This window comes from Paenibacillus sp. FSL H3-0457 (assembly GCF_037981725.1).
Classification (GTDB): domain Bacteria; phylum Bacillota; class Bacilli; order Paenibacillales; family Paenibacillaceae; genus Paenibacillus; species Paenibacillus amylolyticus.
The window spans coordinates 575,619-596,133 of sequence record NZ_CP150283.1 but is presented as its reverse complement, the minus strand read 5'-3'; the positions used below and the strand labels follow the sequence as shown (position 1 = coordinate 596,133).

Sequence of the window (20,515 nt, the reverse complement as noted above, 5' to 3'; positions counted from 1 at the left end):
CTATAATCTCCCAATTTGGATTTAAACTGTAAAAGGAGGTAAATGGATTTCTCGCACGCCTTACCCCTTGTTAATACCAATTCCAAGCATTCAATATACAACTCACATTTCACAACGTAATCACAAACTAATTCAAGGGACGGTGAATGATCATGATCGGACCCAAAATTCGGGAAATCCGGGAGCAACTTGGACTGTCTCAGAAACAACTGGCAGGTGAGGATATGACACGCTCATACATCAGCCTCATCGAAAAAGGCAGAGCCGTTCCCTCTCAGCGTATGTTGAAAATCATTGCTCGCAGACTCAATACACCAATGGAGTACTTCTTGGGAGGAAGTGCAACAACGGACACCGATATTGGTGAAGCTGTCCTGGACAAAGCCAAAGCCTACTATGCTGAGCAGAATGATCCTGCCTGTATCCGTATGGCTCACAAAGTTCTGACTCTGACGGAAGATACACTGGATCAAACGGAAGCCTATCTGCTCATCATGCGAAGCCACAATAGGCTTGGCGATTACCGCCAAGCTCTGGATGATGGGGAAACTGCGGCTTTTACAGTCACCCGAACAGGTGACCGGGAGCGCATTGTCGACTATTACCTGGAAATGGGAAGAGCTGCATTTCATGCAGAACTGTTTCACGCTGCCCGTAAATACTACGAACAGTCCTATACGTACAGCAGCAAACTCAAACATCTGCAAGATAAACATATCCGTTCGTTAACCTTTCTCGGAACAACCCATTTGCGGCTCGGTAACGTGGATAAGGGGCTGGATTATTATCTCAAAGCCGAAAAAGAAGCCCAAATGAGCGGGCAACCGGAGTTATATGGCGAAATTACGCTGGGTTTGGGCAAGGCCTATTATATGTCCGAACAGGACGGACACTTGCTCTTAAGTTATGACTGGACCAAGAAATCGGTAGATTCATATAAACAGGCAAATAGTAAATCCTATGTACTTGCCCTTCACAATCTGGCTGTCATTCAACTTCATATGGGACAAAAAAAAGAAGCCCTTCCCTTGCTGTCAGAATGCGCCGATATCTACGACAAACGCAATCTGCCTCACAAGAAGGCTTCTATATTAGAAGAAATCAGTAAAATTTATCTCGAAGAACGGCAACCTTTACTGGCCGAAACAGCCATCAAGGAAGCTCTTCAACTGCTGGATCAACGAGATGAAGGCATGCTCCGTGCAAAACTATATCGTCTTCTCGGCATTGTATTTCATGAGAAAGACAACACCAATGAAGGCTATTATTTCCTTCGAATGAGTTACGATCTGCTTAAACGCATCCATGCAGATCGTGAGGCTGATATTAGCCACAAACTTTTAATTCTTAGCGGACAAGAACAGAAAATGAATTATGATGACTATAAATCCTATATCAAATAAATACGGCCCCCATCTTCTCCTAACAACTATTCAGGAACAGGGTCATTCAGATCAAGCGGGTGAACCGTTATTTGTTTGTCTGACGAGAAGCCCAATGATACACGGGACTGAAGAGCTTCCCCTGAATTTTGAAGATGTCCATTGTACAATGAAAACAACATGACAATGGCCATAGACAACCCGCTCGCAACAATCCGAAGCTTGAATCTTTTATTATCCACGTCCATCTCTCCTTGTGCATATGGTTTGGCAGCCGAACATACCGTGTACACTTCAGCGAACCTAAGATGTATTGTACGGATAATTGCAATGACTTTAAATACGTTAAATACCATTTACCTCTACTTGCACATGAAACTCATGTATAAAAGGTCATATGATCTTTGTCTTCGCGATAATAATCCAGCCTTTGCTTCATCGTACCTGTATGCAGTTCAAACAAATGACCATCCGGATCGGTAAAATATACAGATAATGCATCCCGCGGATCTCTTGGCCTTCCGGGAAGAATGTCAGCACCCGCTGCTCGCAGCTGCTGCACAGACGCGTCGAACTCCTCTTCTGTAACGGTAAATGCAATATGGGTATAGGTTCGTTCCGTATAGTTGCGAATAACATCCTCCTGATTCAGGGCAATCCAGAGACCGGCAAGCTCAAAATAAGCCAGTTTGCGTCCTTTCACCTGAATTTGGGCACCGAGAGCCTGCTCATAAAAGGTAATGGCCCGCTCCAGATTGGATACGGAAAAGCACAAATGATTAATTCCTTGAATATTCATGTGGCTCCTGACACCTCCATCGATTTAAGGATCTATCCTTATTATGGTATATTCTGCGCAAAAAACAACCGCTCTGCTGTTTCCCCCGCACCTTCTTCTGGGCGAATGCATAGGTTATCCGTATCAATGAACGTTCGAGGAGGATGTAAAGCGAATGAATCCTGTCTATCCTTTTTATGGTGAGAAAACGGTATGCAAGGAGCAAAAGCTGGCATTTCCACCCCAGCATCAGGACCAGCAACCTGGTCTGGAAACCCTGATGGTGCCTGAACCGATCAGTGAAGATCCTGCCTATATCGGTAGCTGCAAACTCCAAGGTAAAGTTGCCATTATTACGGGTGGTGACAGTGGAATCGGCCGGGCGACCGCCATCGCTTTTGCCAAGGAAGGTGCGGATATCGTCATTGCTTATCTATATGAACGGACAGATGCCGAAAGGACTCGTGAACGGATCGAAGAACTGGGACAGCGCTGTCTCTTAATCGAGATTGATCTCCGCTTAAAGAAAAACTGTGAGGCTGTCATTCGCACAACCATGGAAACCTACGGGAAGATCGATATTCTGGTCAACAATCATGGCGTACAGTATGTGCAGCCAAGCATCGTTGATATTACAGAAGAGCAGCTGTATCACACCTTTCAGACGAACGTGTTCGCCTATTTCTTTCTGATTCAGGCCGCTCTCCCCCATCTGTGCAGAGGTGCCTCCATTATCAATACAGCTTCCATTACAGCATATAAAGGTAATACCCAACTGATCGACTACTCTTCTACCAAAGGAGCCGTCGTATCGCTGACTCGTGTACTCGCCCAATCGCTCGCTGCACAGGGAATCCGTGTGAATTCCGTCGCCCCGGGACCCATCTGGACACCGCTCATCCCTGCCAGTTTCTCCGCTGAGGATGTACAGGTATTTGGAACAGATACACCCATGGGTCGAGCTGGTCAGCCTTACGAACTGGCGGCAGCCTACGTTTATCTCGCTTCCCGCGATTCATCCTACGTCACAGGTGAATGCATTCATGTAAATGGCGGCGATATGGTAACGACATAGGCTGATGTCAGGTTGGATTTGGCAGGTGTGGCAGGATATTGGTTGTCCAGTTGCGAAGAGGGTTAGGAGTATGACCGGTTATACCGGAACCTGACATCTAGCGACAAGGAGCTGAACAACCTGATGAACTTCGATCCACTCTACCAACCGTACCCCTCTTACCGCGTGCCTGTGTATGCGAAACAAGGCATGGTCGCCACGTCACAGCCACTGGCTGCACAAGCTGGTCTGGATGTATTGAAAAAAGGCGGCAATGCCATTGATGCCGCCATTGCAACTGCGGCAGCACTCACGGTGCTGGAGCCAACGTCCAATGGCATTGGAGGCGATGCTTTTGCCCTCGTCTGGACCGAGGGCGAACTGCATGGCCTGAATGCCAGCGGCCCTGCGCCTCAGGGCATATCCATTGAGGCGCTTCAAGCGGCAGGCCATACGGAGATGCCGAAGCTTGGGGTTGTTCCGGTGACGGTGCCTGGCGCACCGGCGGGTTGGGCTGAGCTGAGCCGCCGTTTTGGGCGGCTCACGCTGGCGGAAGCGCTAGAACCGGCCATCCGCTATGCGGAGGAAGGTTATCCGCTTGCGCCTGGGCTGGCCCGCCACTGGGCAAGGGCAGCCGAGATCTATGCACGCCAGGGTGATGCGGAGGCAGGGCGTGCGTGGTTTGAGACATTTGCTCCAGGCGGGCGTGTTCCCGCAGCTGGAGAGATGTGGCGCTCGCCGGATCATGCGGCGACTTTGCGCCAGATTGGCGAGAGCGAAGCGCGAGACTTTTACGAAGGAGAACTGGCGGAACGCATTCATTCCTTTATGGAAGAACACGGTGGTTATCTGACTCGCGAAGATCTGAAGGCATTCCAGCCCGAGTGGGTTGATCCCATCTCCGTCTCCTATCGTGGTTACGATGTATGGGAGATTCCGCCGAATGGACAAGGATTGATTGCTCTCGCGGCGCTTAATCTGTTGAAAGGTTACGAGTTCGACGAGAAAGAATCTGTTCAGGCATATCATCAGCAACTTGAAGCCATGAAGCTGGCATTTGCCGATGGGGAGAAATATATTACCGAAGAACGCAAAATGGGTGTCACGGTGGAGGAACTGCTGTCCGAGGCATACGCGGAAGAACGGCGCAAACTCATTGGGGATACCGCACGTACACCCGAGGCAGGTGATCCACGAGCAAGTGGAACGGTGTATCTGGCTACGGCGGACGGTGAAGGCAATATGGTTTCCTTTATCCAGAGTAACTATATGGGCTTCGGGTCTGGATTGGTTGTTCCGGGGACAGGCATTGCCTTGCAGAATCGTGGACACAACTTCTCACTGGACCCGAATCATGCAAATGCCCTGGAGCCGGGCAAACGGACGTATCACACGATCATTCCGGGGTTCCTCACCCGTGGCAGTGAAGCGGTAGGGCCATTCGGTGTCATGGGCGGTTTCATGCAGCCGCAGGGTCATGTGCAGGTGGTCATGAATACGATCGATTATCACCTGAACCCACAGGCCGCCTTGGATTCTCCACGCTGGCAGTGGACGAAGGGCAAAACAATTCTCGTGGAACCGGGTTTCCCGCAGCATATCGCTCAGGCACTCGCCCGCAAAGGACATGATATTCAAGTGGCACTCGATCCATCCCAGTTTGGACGCGGTCAGATCATCTGGCGCAACCCGGACAATGGCGTATTATGCGGGGGTACGGAAACCCGAGCGGATGGCTCGATTGCGGCTTGGTAAAACTCGCGTCATTTTTATAATAGGATGATCACCTTATCATCCGTATAGGGTGAAATTTCAAGGCACAACAGAGATGATTCATGTCATCTCTGTTGTGCCTTTTTTCGACTTCTAACATCAGTAAACAACATACTGTAGATATTTATGTACCCTTTTAACCAGAGAAATGTAAAAATAATGTGTAATTCATGAAAAATACTTATTTTTTCGTAAATTTTCACTACATACCATAAATCACAGTGCCTTTCTGACCGATATAGATAAAGGGAAATACTCACCATACGTGTCATCATGTACACGTCATTCCCTGGAGCTAAGGAACCATGCAAAACAGAAAAATGCGACTACAGAAATGAGGGTACCACACATGAAAACAAACAAGAACAGACGCGCAGGTCTAGGTCTCACCCTAATGATGATCCTGACGGTACTGATCCTGGGGGCATGTTCAGCCAACAATACAACAACGGTAACAGACTCAAGAACAAAGGTTGGGATCGTGCTTACGGAAGTGGGTCTGGGTGACCGTTCTTTTAATGATGCTGCTTTTGATGGACTGGTTCAGGCCAGAAATGAGAAAAGCATTGTCTTTGACTATCGTGAACCGGGCGACAATGCCGAAGCTGCATTTGAAGAGTTTGCGGAAGCCAAATTCGATCTAATTATCGGCCTGAGTGATGCTGTCCAAGCGGATATGGAGAAAGTTGCAGCCAAATATCCTGACCAGCAGTTCCTCATGATTGACAGTCAATCCGAACTGCCTAACATTGCCTCCATTTCATTCCGGGCGGAAGAAGGAAGTTATCTGGCAGGTGTTATTGCCGCTATGGCTTCAACGGAAGATCATGTTGGCTTCCTTGGTGGACTAGAGATACCGGTCCTTCGTAATTTCGAGCAGGGTTTTAAACAAGGTGTTCTGGCTGTCAAGCCGGATGCAACCGTTGATGTCGTCTACGCAGGGGACTTCGGTGATGCCGATCTCGGTGAAAAATTGGCTGCACAGATGATTCAGGAAAAGGGCGCTGACGTGATCTACGTAGCTGCCGGTCTCACAGGCGTAGGCGCACTGACGGAGATTCAGAAATTAGGGAAATACGCCATCGGTGTAGATACCGATCAATTCTTTTTGGCGGAAAAATCCATTCTTACGTCCATGCTGAAAAATGTGGATGTCTCTATCTACAATGCCGTTAACACGTTTGTTCAAAACAATCATACCTTCCCTCAAAAGGAAATCGTGGAGGGGCTGGCGGAGAACGCCGTGGGTCTGACTGCTCTACATAATATCACGCTCAGTGATGAACAACAGCAAACCTTCGAAGATCTGAAGGCAAAGATCTCTTCCGGTCAAATCAAAATTAAGCTTGATCAATAACCCATCGGATACGAGGAGGTACGCACATGAAACTACAGGGAAAACTGATACTTAATGCTCTAATTTCACTACTTCTATGCCTTGTGCTAGTCGCTTATATCATCATGCAATTGCTCAACATGAATGCCAAAAATCAAAATCTGGTACCAGCCATGCTCAAGGTGAGTGAACTGAACGCCAATCAGATTCAGACCCAGCAGGCGCTGGATGTCTACTCATTCTCCATGACAGCAGGAAACCAGGACGCCGTACTTCGCTTGCTGGATGAAGGTCAAACGATGATTCAGGAACTTACGGACGGATTGCTCGAAACAGATCAGCAGTTACAACTTATTCAGTCCATCGAGACAAAATTAGAAGCTCTCAAACAGGGAGCCACCGAAGCGATGAGTGCGATGAACAGTGCGGAAGCGAAACGTTACAGCACTCGGGTTCGGGGCATACAGAATGATATCTATTCGTTGGATGAGATGACTCGGGATCGTTATGATCAATATACCGTCGATTTGGAACGTGACATTCAGCAAACGTGGCAAACCGCTCTGGTAGGAGCCATCGTATTGCTTGTCGCCGTAATGCTGTTTAATATGTATACTTCACGTCAGATCGCCAAGCGTATTCGAACACTCAAAGACGCTGCGGGACAAATTGCGGACGGTGACCTAACCGGACAATTACCGGAATCTCGGGGCAAAGATGAGCTCGATGACCTGAGTCGCTCCTTCGGTATCATGACTCATAATATCCGCGGCATTATTCAATCGATTGGTGAAGCGGGTCATCGTGTCGATCTGATGGCGCAAGATATTGACCGTGGCAATGATACAGCCCAAGCGATCGTGCAACAAGTATCACGCACCACGGAGGAACTCTCGATTGGTAGTCAAAAGATTGCCGAGGATCTGAGTGAAACGGTGATGGTTGTGGACAAAATGCAGTCTACCTTCAATAGCAATCTCGAGTCCACTTCCCAATCGGTAATCGATGGTCGTGAAGTATTAACTACCGTTGAGGAAGGTAATAAGGCTGTAGCAGAGCAACTCCGCTTGGCCGAAGTGAATCGTACGGCGATGGCCGAGGTAGAACAAACGGTGCGGGAACTGGAAGAAAGCGCGGTTCGAATCACTACGATGACGGCATATGTATCGGAGATTGCCAAACAAACAACCATGCTCTCGTTAAATGCCTCCATAGAGGCTGCTCGCGCTGGAGAAGCCGGACGTGGCTTCGCTGTTGTTGCGGGCGAGGTGAACAAACTCGCCGAACAATCTGCGCAATCGGTCAAACATATCTATGCGGCTGTGGGCGAGATCACAACCTCCATGGACAAGGTGAAGAACTCTGTAGCACAAAGCATGCAGTTATTCGGCGAACAGGAACAAGCCACTGGCCAGACTCGCGAATCCTTCTCTGCTATTCGTGAAAGTGTGGAGCGCATTAGTACCGGCATCCATCAGCTTGCTGAGGACATGCAACACTCCAATGAACTCAGTACGCAGGTGCAACAAGCCATCGAAAATATCAGTGCCATCACCGAGCAGTCGGCTGCCAGCAGTGAAGAGATTACCGCCTCCACGTCGGAACAACAACGTTCCTTCGCTGATGCAAGTATCAAGGTGAAGTCATTGCGTGATATCAGCGCAGAGATGCATCAGGAACTGCTGCGATTCCGGCTGTAACAGGATGCCGGAGAATTCGGACCGGACGTAGTTCGGATGTCGTTGAGATGCAGGTTAGATGCAGATTATGGGCAGGTTATAGCCGAGCCAGGATCAGGTAGCGTGAACATACAAACAAATAAAGGGGAGCCTCCGTCATGCATCATGACAGGGCTCCCCTTTTCAGTAACTAATCATTGTTTCATCCAACCATTAATTCGTTTCAAAGATATGAAAGTATATAGATTGAACTAAACATTTACACGAAACGGAGAGGACAGAAAGAACCTGAAAAAGTGGAGCTAACAGCGACCTGAAAGAAGCTGCATCGGAAGCATACGCTTCGCCTAAAAAGCTTCTTGAAAGAAAGCTGTTTCGGAAGCATTCGCTATCCTCGGATTCTCCACTTTATAAAAGAAAAAATGGGGATAACAGCGATCGGAAGGTTGTTCTGTCAACAGAGTGTCTAGTGTATATATTCTTTAGATCAACTTATATAGATAACAAGGCATCAACATTTCAGATCCAAACGTTTAACGAACTGAGCAAACCTTATTGGGCCATTAATTGCAGATTATAAAATCTAACGAATCTCAGGCATTCTATTCCCTAATTTAGTCCGGTTTTTCAGGTGTTTTCTCTGAAATACACAGAGATAACGTGGATGAGATTCGTTAGCTTTTGCTCCTCCATGTAAACCGAGGCATAAGGTGTATCAGGTTCGTTAGGGCATTGGGTATTGAGCATTGTGAGCAAATGAGTACTGAGCAATGAACAATGGACAACGTTCACTCATCTACTTTTGGTGCGCTGCTTCGTTGGATCACTTGCAGTTTGAAAACGAATCGTCATAGGCAGTAACCCAAAACCGAGAGTTTATCCCACACCTGCCCCATCCTCACAGTGCATCGATGATATCTCCGGCCAGCAAGGACGATGGGTCACCGCGCAGCAGGGCTGCGCGTTCGGCGGCCTGTCCGTGGAGATATACGCCGAACGTGGCGGCTTGCTCCGCGCTGAGCCCTTGGGCAAGCAGACCGGCGATGATGCCGGTCAATACGTCTCCGGCACCGCCAGTCGCCATGCCGGCGTGCCCGGTGGTGTTGATGTACGCCTCGCCGGACGGCGTTGCGATGACCGTTCGTGCTCCTTTGAGCACAAGGGTCACGCCCTGCTCGCAGGCGTATTTTGCAGCGTGCCCAATGCGGTCACGCTGCACCTCTTGGGTCGACATGCCCAGCAGTCGGCCCATCTCGCCAGGGTGCGGCGTCAGGATTGTCGCCGCACTTCGCTGGCCCCAGTCGCGAGGCCCATGTGGGCCAGCGTCTGCCAGCATGTTGAGGGCGTCCGCGTCGATGACGAGCGGACGATCCGTATGTTGCCACAGACGGCGTAGCCAGTCTGTGTCGCCCTTGAAGCGGCCGAGGCCTGGGCCGGTCGCGAGCACGTCGCGGCTCTCCGCGAGACGCAGCACGGCGTCGGCGGAAGCCGCGTTCCATTGGCCGCTGTCGCCATCGGAGGCGGCAGCAAGCATGAGCTCGGGCACGGTGCCGATGACATGCGGCAGCAGTTCCGCAGGCAGCGCCCATGTAGCGAGCCCGCAGCCTGCGCGCAGCGCGGCCTTGGCTGAGAGCAGGCCAGCGCCGCTCATCGGCAGACTTCCTGCGGCCAGCAACACGTGGCCGTAGGTGCCCTTGTGGCCGTCCGGTGCCCGGAGACGGCCTATATCCACGCGCAGCGCACCGCGCAACACCTCGTCCGTCAGCAGACGGACCGAGGGGCCATGCTCTGGCGCAAGCCGCGCGGGAATGCCGATGGCGCGCACCACAATGCGCCCCGCGGCAGAAGCGCCCGGGTACTGCACCAGCCCGCGCTTAAGCAGCGCGAGGCATACGGTCACCCGGGCTTGAATGCAGGGCTCGTACACCTCTCCCGTGTCGGCGTCCAGCCCGCTTGGCACATCGGCGGACACGACCGGCTTGCCGCTGTCGTTCGCCGCCTCAATCAGCGCCGCGTAAGCTCCCCGCGGCGCTCCCCGCGAGCCGGTGCCCAGCAGCGCATCCACGATGCCTGTGCACCGGCTGAAGTCCACGGCTTCGCGCCCGTGGACAAGAGCAGGGATGCCAAGCTTCGCGGCGGCATCCCGTTGCACTGCGGCTTCGCCCCGCAGTGCATCAGGGGCATCGGCGTAGACCAATGTCACCCCAAGCCCTGCTTCAACCAAATGGCGCGCGGCCACCAGCCCATCGCCGCCATTATTGCCCTTGCCGATCAGCATGTACCACTGCTGATCTCCCGGGCGCTCCATCACCAGCGCCGGATCGGCGATGATGTCGCCACCATAACCTTGCCGATCGCCGGGCCCGGTGTGTGCCCGCCTCGCATCGGTCTTGCTGCTATAGCCAAGCTGCCCTGAATCCGCAAGCCAGCCTTCTGCCTGCCCTTCCCGGCACAGCTTGATCACTTCCTCAGCAATGGCTCGGCCTGCATTCTCCATTAGACTGGCAACAGGAATACCCAGCTTATGAATGGTATACTCGTCCACAGCTCTCATCTGTTCAGCGGTTACGATAAACAACGTTCATCCCTCCCCGTGACAAGCTCATCTCATACTTAAAAGTAGCAACTTTGCACCTAAACTCTGCATCTTATATGTGTATCGCTATCTTTCCTCTTACCTCATCCAGTTACCACAATCCACTCGATACATCATCGAAAACTCTATCGATGCGTGTACGAGACCTTCAGATTAAATCATCCATTCCAAAGCCTGTCTACGCTTAATAACCTACCGTAAACCGTGCTTGGATAAATTGCGGATCGTCCAGTTCATCCACCAAGGCCGCTGCAAAATCGCCAACGGAAATCGAGCTTTCCCCGATATCATCCGTAATCACACGGTTCATGCCAACCCGGAACTGGCCTGTTCGACGTCCTGTTGTGATTGTCGCAGCAGGGCTCATGTAGGTCCAGTGAATACCTGATGCTTCAATCAGGTCATATGCTTCTGCATGTGCTTTTGCCAGTGGTTTGACTTCTTCCGGGAATCCCGGCGTATCCATCAGCATATCACCGGAATCAGTCAGCAAGCTTCCTGCTCCACCAACCACAACCAGACGTCCTGCTTTTGCCCGGCGCACACCCTCGATCAACGAACGTGTCACTTCCAGCATCTCTTCTTCTCCACCGAACTTCGGTCCATATGCACTCACAACCACTTCTTGACCCGCTGCAAAATCAGCCACCTGATCCGGGTTAAGCAGATCTCCCTGTTCTACACGCAAACGCTCATGAACCATCTCAACCTTCGAAGGGTCACGCACCACCGCTGTCACTTCATGCCCACGATCCATCAGCTCCCACAGTATCATCTTGCCAATCGCTCCGGTTGCTCCAAAAATGGCTACTTTCATATGAATTCCCTCTTTTCTGTAGATATCATCTTGTCAACTTACCGTTATTTTAATACTTAATCCTATTGTTATATACCTTAAACGGCTCACGCCATCTTAAACCGGATGTGACATCTTGTAAACCTATCTCTTACAGCTTATATGTAGAAAAATAATCTTTACTTCAACTAGCGGAAGAAGCACCGACACTCTTAAGTATCCCCTCTCTCCGCAAGCACTCAACACGAATCATGAAAAAAGCCGCTAAATGCGGCTATAATAAGATAATTTCATACGACATAGAATCTATTCTTATCTCAAAATTTCAGTTTCCGTTCCGCTAGGTAGTCGGTCCTTCTTCTCCCTGCCTCCACCACATGCCCTCCGATTTTGGGCTGGTGTATTCAAATCCAAATTGAGCATAAAGTTGATCAGCCGGAACATCCGCCAGCAGACTGACCAAACCACGGGCAGGTACTGCTTTACGCAGATAATTCATAATCTCGCTCATGATCAGTTTTCCATACCCCATTCCCTGAACATCCGGGTGTACAGCAATATCGACGACCTGAAAGAAACAACCTCCATCTCCAATCACTCGCCCCATGCCTATCAGCATATCCTCTTCACGCAGACATACGGCAAACAGGCTATTCGGTAATCCAATCTCCGCCCCTTCCCTGCTCATCGGGCTAAGACCCGAAACCTGCCGTAAAGCAAGATACTCCACTGCTGCGGGTGGTGTGTGTTCAATACTCACATGATCCATGAATTGTGCCCCTCTCCAACAAAATAAATTATTCTTTTATTCTGTCAACCACATGCCAAGACTTCAACAGCAAAACCGGCGGGATATATACAGGCATAATCCACTGGTAAGACAGATCTTGAAGCAACTGACCTAGCCATAACCTCCCCTGATCTTCCAGCCGAATCCTCCACGGACCGCTAGCCATGGTTTCTCCCTGATCTACAAGTTCACGGGCATCATCATAGGAATACTCTTCTCCTTTATTTCGTTCAATTTCTTCAAGAGCTGCATCATATACCCGTTGCTGCTCTTCTTCCATTTCCTTTGTAAAGTCAGAATCATATATCACGGAAAAGTTAAGCCCTTTGAGCTTACGCTCTTCAATCCATTCTTTAAACTTTTCTGTAACAAAAACCTGAACACCAGGAGTTTCCTTAATCTTGAACATACACGTTCCTTCCGGTATTTTGGCAGGATCGAATACAAGCTTGTTAAACCGTGCCCAAGACCCATCTTTGAATCTACCAATATCAGAACGATGATAATCAACACAGTCCAATATATTAGTAACATTTAGTATGAACAATTCCATATTATCATTCGTTATGGGCAAAAATTCTACTTCGCTTGTTAATAAACTCTCTTTCTCCATCATCTCTTTAACTCTTTTTGAGAACACAGGTTTACCGATATGATAATTCGGAAAATCCTTGTATGATTTTTTATAAAGGGTTTCTAAACCTATTGTTGTCCATCCTTTTATTTTAGATTGACCGTGGAAATCACTATTAATTGGATGATGATCATCTTCCACTGAAGCTAGGACCTTCGTTTTCGTATCATGATTAAACCTATAAAATTTCATTTCTCCCCACCTTAAAATCTTTCTATTATAATTACATCTGTGTCACTGAGCTACTCTACGTATCATGACTTTAACATATGAATTCTGCTTGAATTCATCTACTTCCTGTGTAATAGTGAGAGAAAGCTTACGTGAAGCGTGTTTCTTGATACGTGAAGTTGGTGCAAAGGAGGAACAAGTGTGTTTCAACGTTGGATTGAAGATCTAACATCGCGCCCAGGCACTGTGGCTGTGCTGTTTGGAGTCATGGCTTTGCTTCTGGGGATATACATATGGTCTGCCACTGAAGTTCGCCGCAGCCACGAAAGGCGAATGAGAAGGATACGAGATACATTATACATAAGTACAGCCCTCTTGGGACAACTTACCATCCAGGAAAATCGGAATTATGAACGATCGGAACACGAACATGACGATCTGATAACAGCAATGTTAGCCTGCAAAGCTGCATCTTACCTATCCCCTCAGCTACAGGACCAGATCCGTGACTGTATTAAGGATCATGATTCTGCCCGACTTGGCCTGATGCACAGAGCACTGGAACGGGAATGCACCGTATTATCGGATGAACTCAGCCGGGAGACACATACAGATCATTGGGGCACAGCGGTCTGGACCATCCTTCGGCCCGTAGCCGAACCAGCCGCACTGGCTGCCACAGGGTTTCTGGTTACAGATCTGGTATTCCGTCAGCGGATGTTGGACGTCCATGTAGACTCATGGGACAGCATCTTGCCATGGATTCGCGCAATTTCCCTAATGATCACCATAATATATGGTTACCTGCTCTGGGCCAGCCCACGCCGGGATAGGTCAAGTACAGTAACCAAAATGCTCTCCTTGCTGATCGCGCTATGCTCCTTGCTCCATCTGATTGGACCTGTTGCTGCGCCCTACGCCCTTGGACTACAGCTGATTATATTCACTTCGGGTTTCGGGTTGACTGGGACACGCTCTCGAAGTGATCGCCCCTACGCAGGACATACGGATCTGGAACCAACGAAGCAAGTCTCTACGGAACTGGAAGGAAATACACGTCGTACATCTGGTACCAACACCGACGAATAACCTACGATTCAGCCGCTTCCGTATGATTAAACTTAGATACCCACATCGATGATACGAGACTTGGCCCTCCCTCGGCTGGATTTTCACCGATCAGGTCGTGTCTCCTTACTCGGCATGTTATACGATGATGGATGTCAGTGTCCCAAAATTATCGAGCTCCCGTCTGGCTGATCCTATTGAGTAGCCAATCTATTTTCTAAGGAACTCAGGACGTCTTATTTGGCCTCTACAGCCTCTTTCAAAATTGTAAAAAACCTCAGACACGTTATTTCCCAAAATCGCTCGATAAAAACGCTCTAAAACGCCGTACATTTCGATATAACGTGTCTCAGATTCCTTAGATTTCTGCGGGTGCTTCAAACCCTTGAATAAGACGCCTCATATTCGTTAGCGCTCAACCCCTGTTCATGCTCTGTTCCAAGCGCGACTGAGAGGAAACCTCGTTTCTCTCTCGTACGAAGCGAAAATTCTCATTGGTAGAGGAAAATAGGAAAATCGCTTTTGCGAAGTCCTAATTGCTTGCTCTTACATTTAGTATTTAGCGCTTGCCTACTCCGGACACGTTCAGATACAGTTCGGCTTTCAGGACGTGTTGAAAACATCCCCTATATCCCAACGTAACTGTACGCGAAAAGGGCTTAAACTACATTGTAGTTTAAGCCCTTTTCTATAATCTTTTCTTGCGAAGAATTGAACGATATAAAACGAACTTTAATAATTACACAAAAACGGAGAGGGCAGAAATAACGTGAAGAAGCGAAGCTACAAGTTTTCTGTATGAAAACTACTTCGAAAGCATTCGCTACGCCTAAAGCCTTTCGGAAAGAAAGCTCCATCGAAAGCATATGCTTATCCCCGGATTTTTTCCTTTGAAGAAGGAAAGAATCTGGGATAACAGTGATCGGAAAGTTATTCTGTCATCGAAGTGGCATGTGTGACATTCTTTAGTTCACTTTATATCATGGATAATTACTTCACTTATTTGGCTACAACATGTGCAATGACACGACCATTTTCGTACGTGACAGTCACGTCATAACCTTCGGCAGTTACACTGTCGAATTCACCTGTAATTCCATTAGCCGTGATTAACGTAATATCTTTGGAACCTTCAATCTTATAGTTGGACAAGTCGAGTTTGAGACTTCCTCCATCAATATAGAGCTTTCTGCCAACATTCAGCTGACTGTTGTTGTCAGTCACTACCAATTCCAACGTACCGTTATCCATGGTAAAGTTCCTATTTAAGTTGAGTGCTCCGTCGACATCAACGACAACTGTTCCATTTTCCACATACAGATCACCTGTACCAAAAGCAGTTGCAGATTCTGCTACCAGCGTTCCTGCTTGCAGCAATGTTCCTCCAGTGTAGCTATTTTTCCCTGTCAATGTAAGGGTGCCTGTCCCCTTTTTCGTGAGCATTCCACTACCGGTGATATCATTTCTCCACCAGTCTTCTGCATTGAAGCGCCCTTTGGAAGCGTCCATATCCACAGTTACATTGTTCAAGAATGCGCCGTAGCCATCCGCAGCCGTGACCAGATCAATTCTACCCCAGCCCTTGGATTCATCCAGTACAGGATATCCAGAGTCAATGGATGTTGTATACAATACTTGTCTGCGTTGCTCATCTGTTAAATACGGTTGACGTGTTTCTAACAGGGCTTCTGCTCCTTGCGGTACAACTGGAGCCAAACCTTTGGTTCCGGTTTGTGGTAGACCGTAAGTCATCTTTTCTCTATAGAAGGCTTTATTGGCATCATGATCTTCCCATTTGTGTTCATCGTAAGCACTCTTGAACGTGTAATCCTCTGTTACGGTGTGTGCATACTCATACAGACTCATATTTTTTTCCTTGGCTGCAGCTCCAAATACTTCTCCTGCATTCTCATAACCTTTCTCTAACACATCTTTATTCTCAGCCTGATTAAGTGCATATGCAGCCATGGCTGTGGATTGTATTCTTCCTCCTATAACGTCAAGCGGTGAGTGCATCCCCGTTACGATTCGATTCTCGCCCAACTGAGCTGCTCTCGTTAACAATTCAGTGAATCGTTCTGGTGTAGCGTATGCCAAAGGAAATACGGATAAGTAAGCTGCACTGGTATGTCCGCTCGGAAATGCGCCATCTTTCCCTCTTCCATCCTCAGCGATTCGTTTGACATACGTTAACGCAGGAATAAGCTTAACGTTAGTTTCGTATTGCTGGTAATGTTTTTCTCCTGTTGATTTGGTGCCGCCTGAAGCCAAAGGTACTTCTTTTTTCTCACCTTCGCCCAAGGTTTCCCATACAGGCAGTCCTTTGCTGTCAACAACTTCTTTCACTTCTCCATTGGAATTCATTCTCCACGGTCTAGGGGAAGAGTAGAAATATTTAGAGGGATTAGATGAGGCAGGAATTTTAAATCGAACCAGATCAACTAAATGAACCAAGTCTGCAAGTTCCGTCTTTGCTTCCCAATCTCCAATGCCTTGGCTTTCATCTTCCACTGTTTCTTCGGTCAATACCACATTCATCTCGTCCACCGTTCGTTCAACGTTTGTCTTTGGCTTGATGATATCTACATACGTGTTAGCCAACGGACCAAAGCCCTCCATCACGCTATAGATCTTATCTCTTTGGTCATCATAATAGGCTGCCAATGTCTCTTCACCTGTGCGATTTTGCGTGACCTTTTCTACATATTTGATATTGGCTTCCCAAGTCGCTTTGTTTCGGATCTCTTCATTTGCATATGTTTTCTGATCAGCAACAGCTACGGTTGGATCATTCTTAAAGCCGTCATAATATGGAGTCGGTCCATCTCCATACTTTGCATTTTTCCCGTCAGCTCCAATTTTAGTTGCCGCTGTTCCATCTCTCCAATCCGCTAGGTTCATGGACCATACTTGATCAAAACCGTCTAAAATATCAATAAACGGATTGGTTTCCGCAATATTTTTTAAGGTGTCGTCTCCGGCATTGGCTCCGTGCTTCACGGCGGATAACCGAGCTTCATCTGCTGGGGGATTAACATTCAGAACGGTTGCCGTTCCTTTTGGCTTAGCTGGTTTGGCAGCTGTAGTAGCATCTGTTTCCACAGCCTTAACGAGCGCAGACACCGCTTCGGCACGAGTAATGGAATTAAGCGGTTTGAAGGTTCCATCTGCATATCCGGAGATAATTTTCGCTGCTGCCGCTCCACCTACAGCCCCTTTGCTCCACGCCGCTATAGACGATGAATCGCTAAATACATTCGCTGCTGTTTCATTTAACTCCAGATTCAAAATGCCAGCAATCACTTTAGCTGCTTCTTGACGGGTGATCGGATCTTGCGGCTTCATTGTGCCATCGGTGTATCCATCTATATATCCATTTGCATTTGCAATAGAAATTGCTTCGTAATACCATGCACTCTCAGACACATCATTAAAGGTAATTTTAGCTTGTCCGGAATATCCAAAAGCACCGTTTACCAAATTCATAAATTCTGCTCTGGTAATATACGTATTTGGTTTAAATGAATGATCCAGGTAACCTCGAATTAATCCTTCATCACCCCATGCTTGAATATTCGCTTCCGCCCAGTGTCCCTTAATATCAGAGAACTGAATCTTCTGATCGGCTGCAAAACTCTTCTCTGCAAATGTCGGACCTACCATAGACAACATTAGAAGTAATGCCAGTGACTTTTTAAGTGGTTTTCTCATGGCTTGCAAATACACGCTCCCATTATGGTAAATTATTTTTTTGCTTCTGCATCTGCAAATGAGTAAGAAAGACTCTATACAGATGTCTGATCTGCCGTTACTGTAGCATTAGGGAGCGTTTCGCATCTATAGAACAAATTCCGTTTTATATCAAAATCGTACGTTCCGGAGCTTATATGCCAAGAAAAATGGAGTTAGATACTACATTTATCAATTAAAATACCTACTTTTGTAAACGCTTTATTAACTGAAAGTAAATTATGGAGTGGGAGTTTGTTAAATTTCGATCAACATGATTTCTAGTCCTCGGCCTGCTATATAATGATGAAGTTGTTTAGAAAAGAGACATGAAGGGGGAAAAAGAATGCATAAGCCATTTCAAACTGTAAGATCCAAGATGGTTCTTTCCTACCTTGCTGTTGTTCTTGTCATTGCGCTTCTTTTCGGCTCCATTCTATACCTCTTCTTCTCCCATCAATACAGCAAAGAGATTCGAATCAATAATCAGCTGTCACTGAAAAGCACTGTCAATACTATTGAGAGCTCCGTTATCCAGAAGGTGAATCAGGTCTATCTATCCCTGGCACTCGGTAACGCCGCTAGTATCGATTTAGATAGCTTAAAAGGAAACCATAGCAAAATCCTGGACATCGAACAGTCCCTCAAAAATATGGTGCAAAATTACTCCGATCTCATTGAAGCTATTCATGTGTACGATACGAAGAACCACTTCATCGTCTCATCTGTATATGGGCTATTGCTCTATGAGGACACGCCTTCGAGTGTGGATCATACGACGGATTGGATTACTGCGATGAAAGAGACTCCAGAAAGCTCCTTATGGATGAAGACTCGCATGGTGCCTCAGGATGCTTATATCGAATCACGGGAACAAGGCAAGATGAGTCCTCTAATTTCCTATGTCCATAGTTACCCGTTTCAATCGTCTGGACAAGACAGTAAGGCCATGATTGCGATTGATATCAAAGAATCAGCGATCAGTCAGATCATTAAAAATATGCTCCCTGCTGACTATGCAAATACATTAATCATCGATCAGGACGGAACCGTCATATCTGCCGCGGACAAAACGTTGATAGGTAGCTCCACGGAGGAGAATCTGACGCAGTCGCTGCTCACCTTTCATACTTCAGATGAGAGCTTCACACCTGTATTTAACTATGACTCTCATGTTGTTACCCAAGATCAATTTAAAGGAAATGCATGGAGAATCTACACAACCACACCTAATGAAAGCTTCTATTATAAATTGGATAGCTTGAAGGAGATTTCGGTTCTTCTCGGTTTATTGGCTGTTGCGGTTGGAATAGCGATGTCGTCCATCTTTACCAGGGCCAACTATAGTCCTCTTAAACGAATCATGAATAACATCAAGAGCCGGATGGATAGCCCAACCAGCTTAAAGCAGGACGAATATCGGTTCATCGATACAACGTTTAACAGTCTGTCCAATAAAGTTGATAGTCTTGAAGAAACTTTACAGGCCAATCACAGAATGATTAAGCATAGTATCATGCTCAATATGTTAAATAACCGATTTACACCCGAGGAACTTACGGAACAGCTCCAGTCTATTCACATTTCAATGGCCTACTCTCGCTTCCGTTGCATCGTCATTGACCCTGTTAATGAGAAGTGGAAGGATCTGCAGCCACGACAGTTGCAGCATACGTTGTATACGATGATCCAGCAACTGGAGATCGCAGAAATGGATGGAACTCAACTGCTGGCAGAGGAATTGCAGGATCACAAAATAGCCGTAATCATCTGTACCAACCAACCCGAAGAACCGCTCTCTGATCACATTGTAGACTTTATTCACGCTGAGGCGAGCAGCAGATTTGGTCTGGAATTTGTACTATCGTTAGGCGGATGGGTAGAGCACTTCACGAAGATTCACACAAGCTATCATCAGGCGAATACCCTGATTCGATACAGCTACTTCTTTCCCGATCAGTCTGCCATTCAGGATCTTGATCTTCTGAACAGGGAAGCCAGCAGTCTGGAGATCCCGGAGTCATACCTCGTAAACTTTGAAAAGAAATTGCAAACTCGGGATGTGCAAGGTACGGTTCAGGCCATTCAGGAATTGGTCGCGACAATAACAGAAGGCCCCTATTCAGCCGAATACAGTCGGATCATCTTATTAAAAACGGTATCTATTTACGCTGAGTGTATTAATCAGGTGCGCCTGCAACCCACCGAGGCGAGCTCATTGAATATGTACAAGCAATTTTCATTGTTCTACAATATCAACCGCTATTCGGAATGGATGATTCATCTCGTGACCGAATTTGTGATGCAGATGGAGAAGCGAAGCGAGGTACGAAGTGTGGATACCATCTCGGCTGTCAAAGCCTATATTCACGAGCACTTATCAGGCGATCTCACGCTGGATCATGTCTCAGAGCGAGTATTCATCAGCCCTAAATATCTCAGTAAACTTTTCAAGGAAGAAACCGGGATTGTTTATTCCGAATATGTTACGAATCAGAGAATGGAACGCGCACGGGAACTCATGACACAGCGTGAAATCACAGTTGAGCAGGTCGCAAGTACTGTCGGTTACCGAACCCCTGCTTATTTCATTAAGAAGTTCAAAGAAATCCACGGCTGTACGCCAAAAAACTTCATGCGCAATCTAATGGAGCAGGGATCTATATAGGATCAATTTAACATTTACACAAAAACGGAGAGGACAGAAAGAACCTGAAGAAGCGAAGCGT

The 20,515-nt window shown here is 47.6% G+C and carries 14 protein-coding genes; 7 read left to right on the top strand and 7 right to left on the bottom strand.

The window, feature by feature from the left end; genetic code table 11:
- Positions 1-152: 152 nt before the first annotated feature.
- Positions 153-1,403, top strand: a complete 1,251-nt coding sequence (locus MHH25_RS02765; RefSeq protein WP_340019070.1) for a helix-turn-helix transcriptional regulator — start codon at positions 153-155, stop codon at positions 1,401-1,403.
- Positions 1,404-1,429: 26 nt separating this feature from the next.
- Here the strand turns inward: MHH25_RS02765 and MHH25_RS02760 are convergent, their stop codons facing one another.
- Both MHH25_RS02760 and fosB read right to left on the bottom strand, forming a co-directional pair.
- Positions 1,430-1,624 (bottom strand): hypothetical protein, encoded by a 195-nt coding sequence (locus MHH25_RS02760; protein ID WP_340019069.1) that lies wholly within the window; start codon positions 1,622-1,624, stop codon positions 1,430-1,432.
- Positions 1,625-1,761: 137 nt separating this feature from the next.
- Positions 1,762-2,181, bottom strand: coding sequence for a metallothiol transferase FosB (gene fosB / locus MHH25_RS02755; protein ID WP_036607427.1), 420 nt, complete (start codon positions 2,179-2,181; stop codon positions 1,762-1,764).
- 154 nt (positions 2,182-2,335) lie between these two features.
- On the opposite strand from fosB, the gene MHH25_RS02750 reads away from it, so the two are divergent.
- From MHH25_RS02750 to MHH25_RS02735, 4 genes are all read left to right on the top strand, one after another.
- On the top strand, positions 2,336-3,235 hold the full coding sequence (locus MHH25_RS02750; RefSeq protein ID WP_047840315.1) for a glucose 1-dehydrogenase: 900 nt from the start codon (positions 2,336-2,338) through the stop codon (positions 3,233-3,235).
- A 123-nt stretch (positions 3,236-3,358) separates the two neighbouring features.
- The gene (locus MHH25_RS02745; RefSeq protein WP_340019068.1) at positions 3,359-4,969 is read left to right on the top strand and encodes a gamma-glutamyltransferase family protein; all 1,611 of its coding nucleotides are present in this window, start codon (positions 3,359-3,361) and stop codon (positions 4,967-4,969) included.
- A 367-nt stretch (positions 4,970-5,336) separates the two neighbouring features.
- The gene (locus tag MHH25_RS02740) at positions 5,337-6,344 is read left to right on the top strand and encodes a BMP family ABC transporter substrate-binding protein (RefSeq protein ID WP_340019067.1); all 1,008 of its coding nucleotides are present in this window, start codon (positions 5,337-5,339) and stop codon (positions 6,342-6,344) included.
- A 26-nt stretch (positions 6,345-6,370) separates the two neighbouring features.
- A complete protein-coding gene (locus MHH25_RS02735) occupies positions 6,371-8,023 on the top strand; it encodes a methyl-accepting chemotaxis protein (protein ID WP_340019065.1) in 1,653 nt (550 codons plus the stop codon).
- An 877-nt stretch (positions 8,024-8,900) separates the two neighbouring features.
- On the opposite strand, the gene MHH25_RS02730 is transcribed toward MHH25_RS02735, so the two are convergent.
- From MHH25_RS02730 to MHH25_RS02715, 4 genes are all read right to left on the bottom strand, one after another.
- Complete coding sequence (locus tag MHH25_RS02730) at positions 8,901-10,580, bottom strand: NAD(P)H-hydrate dehydratase (RefSeq protein WP_340019064.1); 1,680 nt, start codon at positions 10,578-10,580, stop codon at positions 8,901-8,903.
- Between the two features lie 202 nt (positions 10,581-10,782).
- Positions 10,783-11,415: an NAD(P)H-binding protein gene (locus MHH25_RS02725; RefSeq protein ID WP_036607440.1), complete on the bottom strand. Its 633-nt coding sequence runs from the start codon at positions 11,413-11,415 to the stop codon at positions 10,783-10,785.
- 319 nt (positions 11,416-11,734) lie between these two features.
- The gene (locus MHH25_RS02720; protein WP_211084236.1) at positions 11,735-12,163 is read right to left on the bottom strand and encodes a GNAT family N-acetyltransferase; all 429 of its coding nucleotides are present in this window, start codon (positions 12,161-12,163) and stop codon (positions 11,735-11,737) included.
- Between the two features lie 28 nt (positions 12,164-12,191).
- A complete protein-coding gene (locus MHH25_RS02715; protein ID WP_076319495.1) occupies positions 12,192-13,010 on the bottom strand; it encodes a DUF1629 domain-containing protein in 819 nt (272 codons plus the stop codon).
- A 180-nt stretch (positions 13,011-13,190) separates the two neighbouring features.
- On the opposite strand from MHH25_RS02715, the gene MHH25_RS02710 reads away from it, so the two are divergent.
- Positions 13,191-14,078, top strand: a complete 888-nt coding sequence (locus MHH25_RS02710) for a hypothetical protein (protein WP_340019062.1) — start codon at positions 13,191-13,193, stop codon at positions 14,076-14,078.
- Between the two features lie 978 nt (positions 14,079-15,056).
- Here MHH25_RS02710 and MHH25_RS02705 read toward each other — a convergent pair.
- Complete coding sequence (locus MHH25_RS02705; protein ID WP_340020439.1) at positions 15,057-17,768, bottom strand: S-layer homology domain-containing protein; 2,712 nt, start codon at positions 17,766-17,768, stop codon at positions 15,057-15,059.
- Between the two features lie 364 nt (positions 17,769-18,132).
- Here MHH25_RS02705 and MHH25_RS02700 point away from each other — a divergent pair, with 364 nt between their 5' ends.
- The gene (locus MHH25_RS02700; RefSeq protein WP_340019061.1) at positions 18,133-20,454 is read left to right on the top strand and encodes a helix-turn-helix domain-containing protein; all 2,322 of its coding nucleotides are present in this window, start codon (positions 18,133-18,135) and stop codon (positions 20,452-20,454) included.
- The last annotated feature ends 61 nt before the right edge of the window (positions 20,455-20,515 follow it).

Coding starts and splice junctions, on each gene's coding strand:
- MHH25_RS02765 (WP_340019070.1), top strand. CDS start 153: ATGATCGGACCCAAAATTCGGGAAATCCGGGAGCAACTTGGACTGTCT.
- fosB (WP_036607427.1), bottom strand. CDS start 2,181: ATGAATATTCAAGGAATTAATCATTTGTGCTTTTCCGTATCCAATCTG.
- MHH25_RS02750 (WP_047840315.1), top strand. CDS start 2,336: ATGAATCCTGTCTATCCTTTTTATGGTGAGAAAACGGTATGCAAGGAG.
- MHH25_RS02745 (WP_340019068.1), top strand. CDS start 3,359: ATGAACTTCGATCCACTCTACCAACCGTACCCCTCTTACCGCGTGCCT.
- MHH25_RS02740 (WP_340019067.1), top strand. CDS start 5,337: ATGAAAACAAACAAGAACAGACGCGCAGGTCTAGGTCTCACCCTAATG.
- MHH25_RS02735 (WP_340019065.1), top strand. CDS start 6,371: ATGAAACTACAGGGAAAACTGATACTTAATGCTCTAATTTCACTACTT.
- MHH25_RS02725 (WP_036607440.1), bottom strand. CDS start 11,415: ATGAAAGTAGCCATTTTTGGAGCAACCGGAGCGATTGGCAAGATGATA.
- MHH25_RS02720 (WP_211084236.1), bottom strand. CDS start 12,163: ATGGATCATGTGAGTATTGAACACACACCACCCGCAGCAGTGGAGTAT.
- MHH25_RS02715 (WP_076319495.1), bottom strand. CDS start 13,010: ATGAAATTTTATAGGTTTAATCATGATACGAAAACGAAGGTCCTAGCT.
- MHH25_RS02705 (WP_340020439.1), bottom strand. CDS start 17,768: ATGAGAAAACCACTTAAAAAGTCACTGGCATTACTTCTAATGTTGTCT.
- MHH25_RS02700 (WP_340019061.1), top strand. CDS start 18,133: ATGCATAAGCCATTTCAAACTGTAAGATCCAAGATGGTTCTTTCCTAC.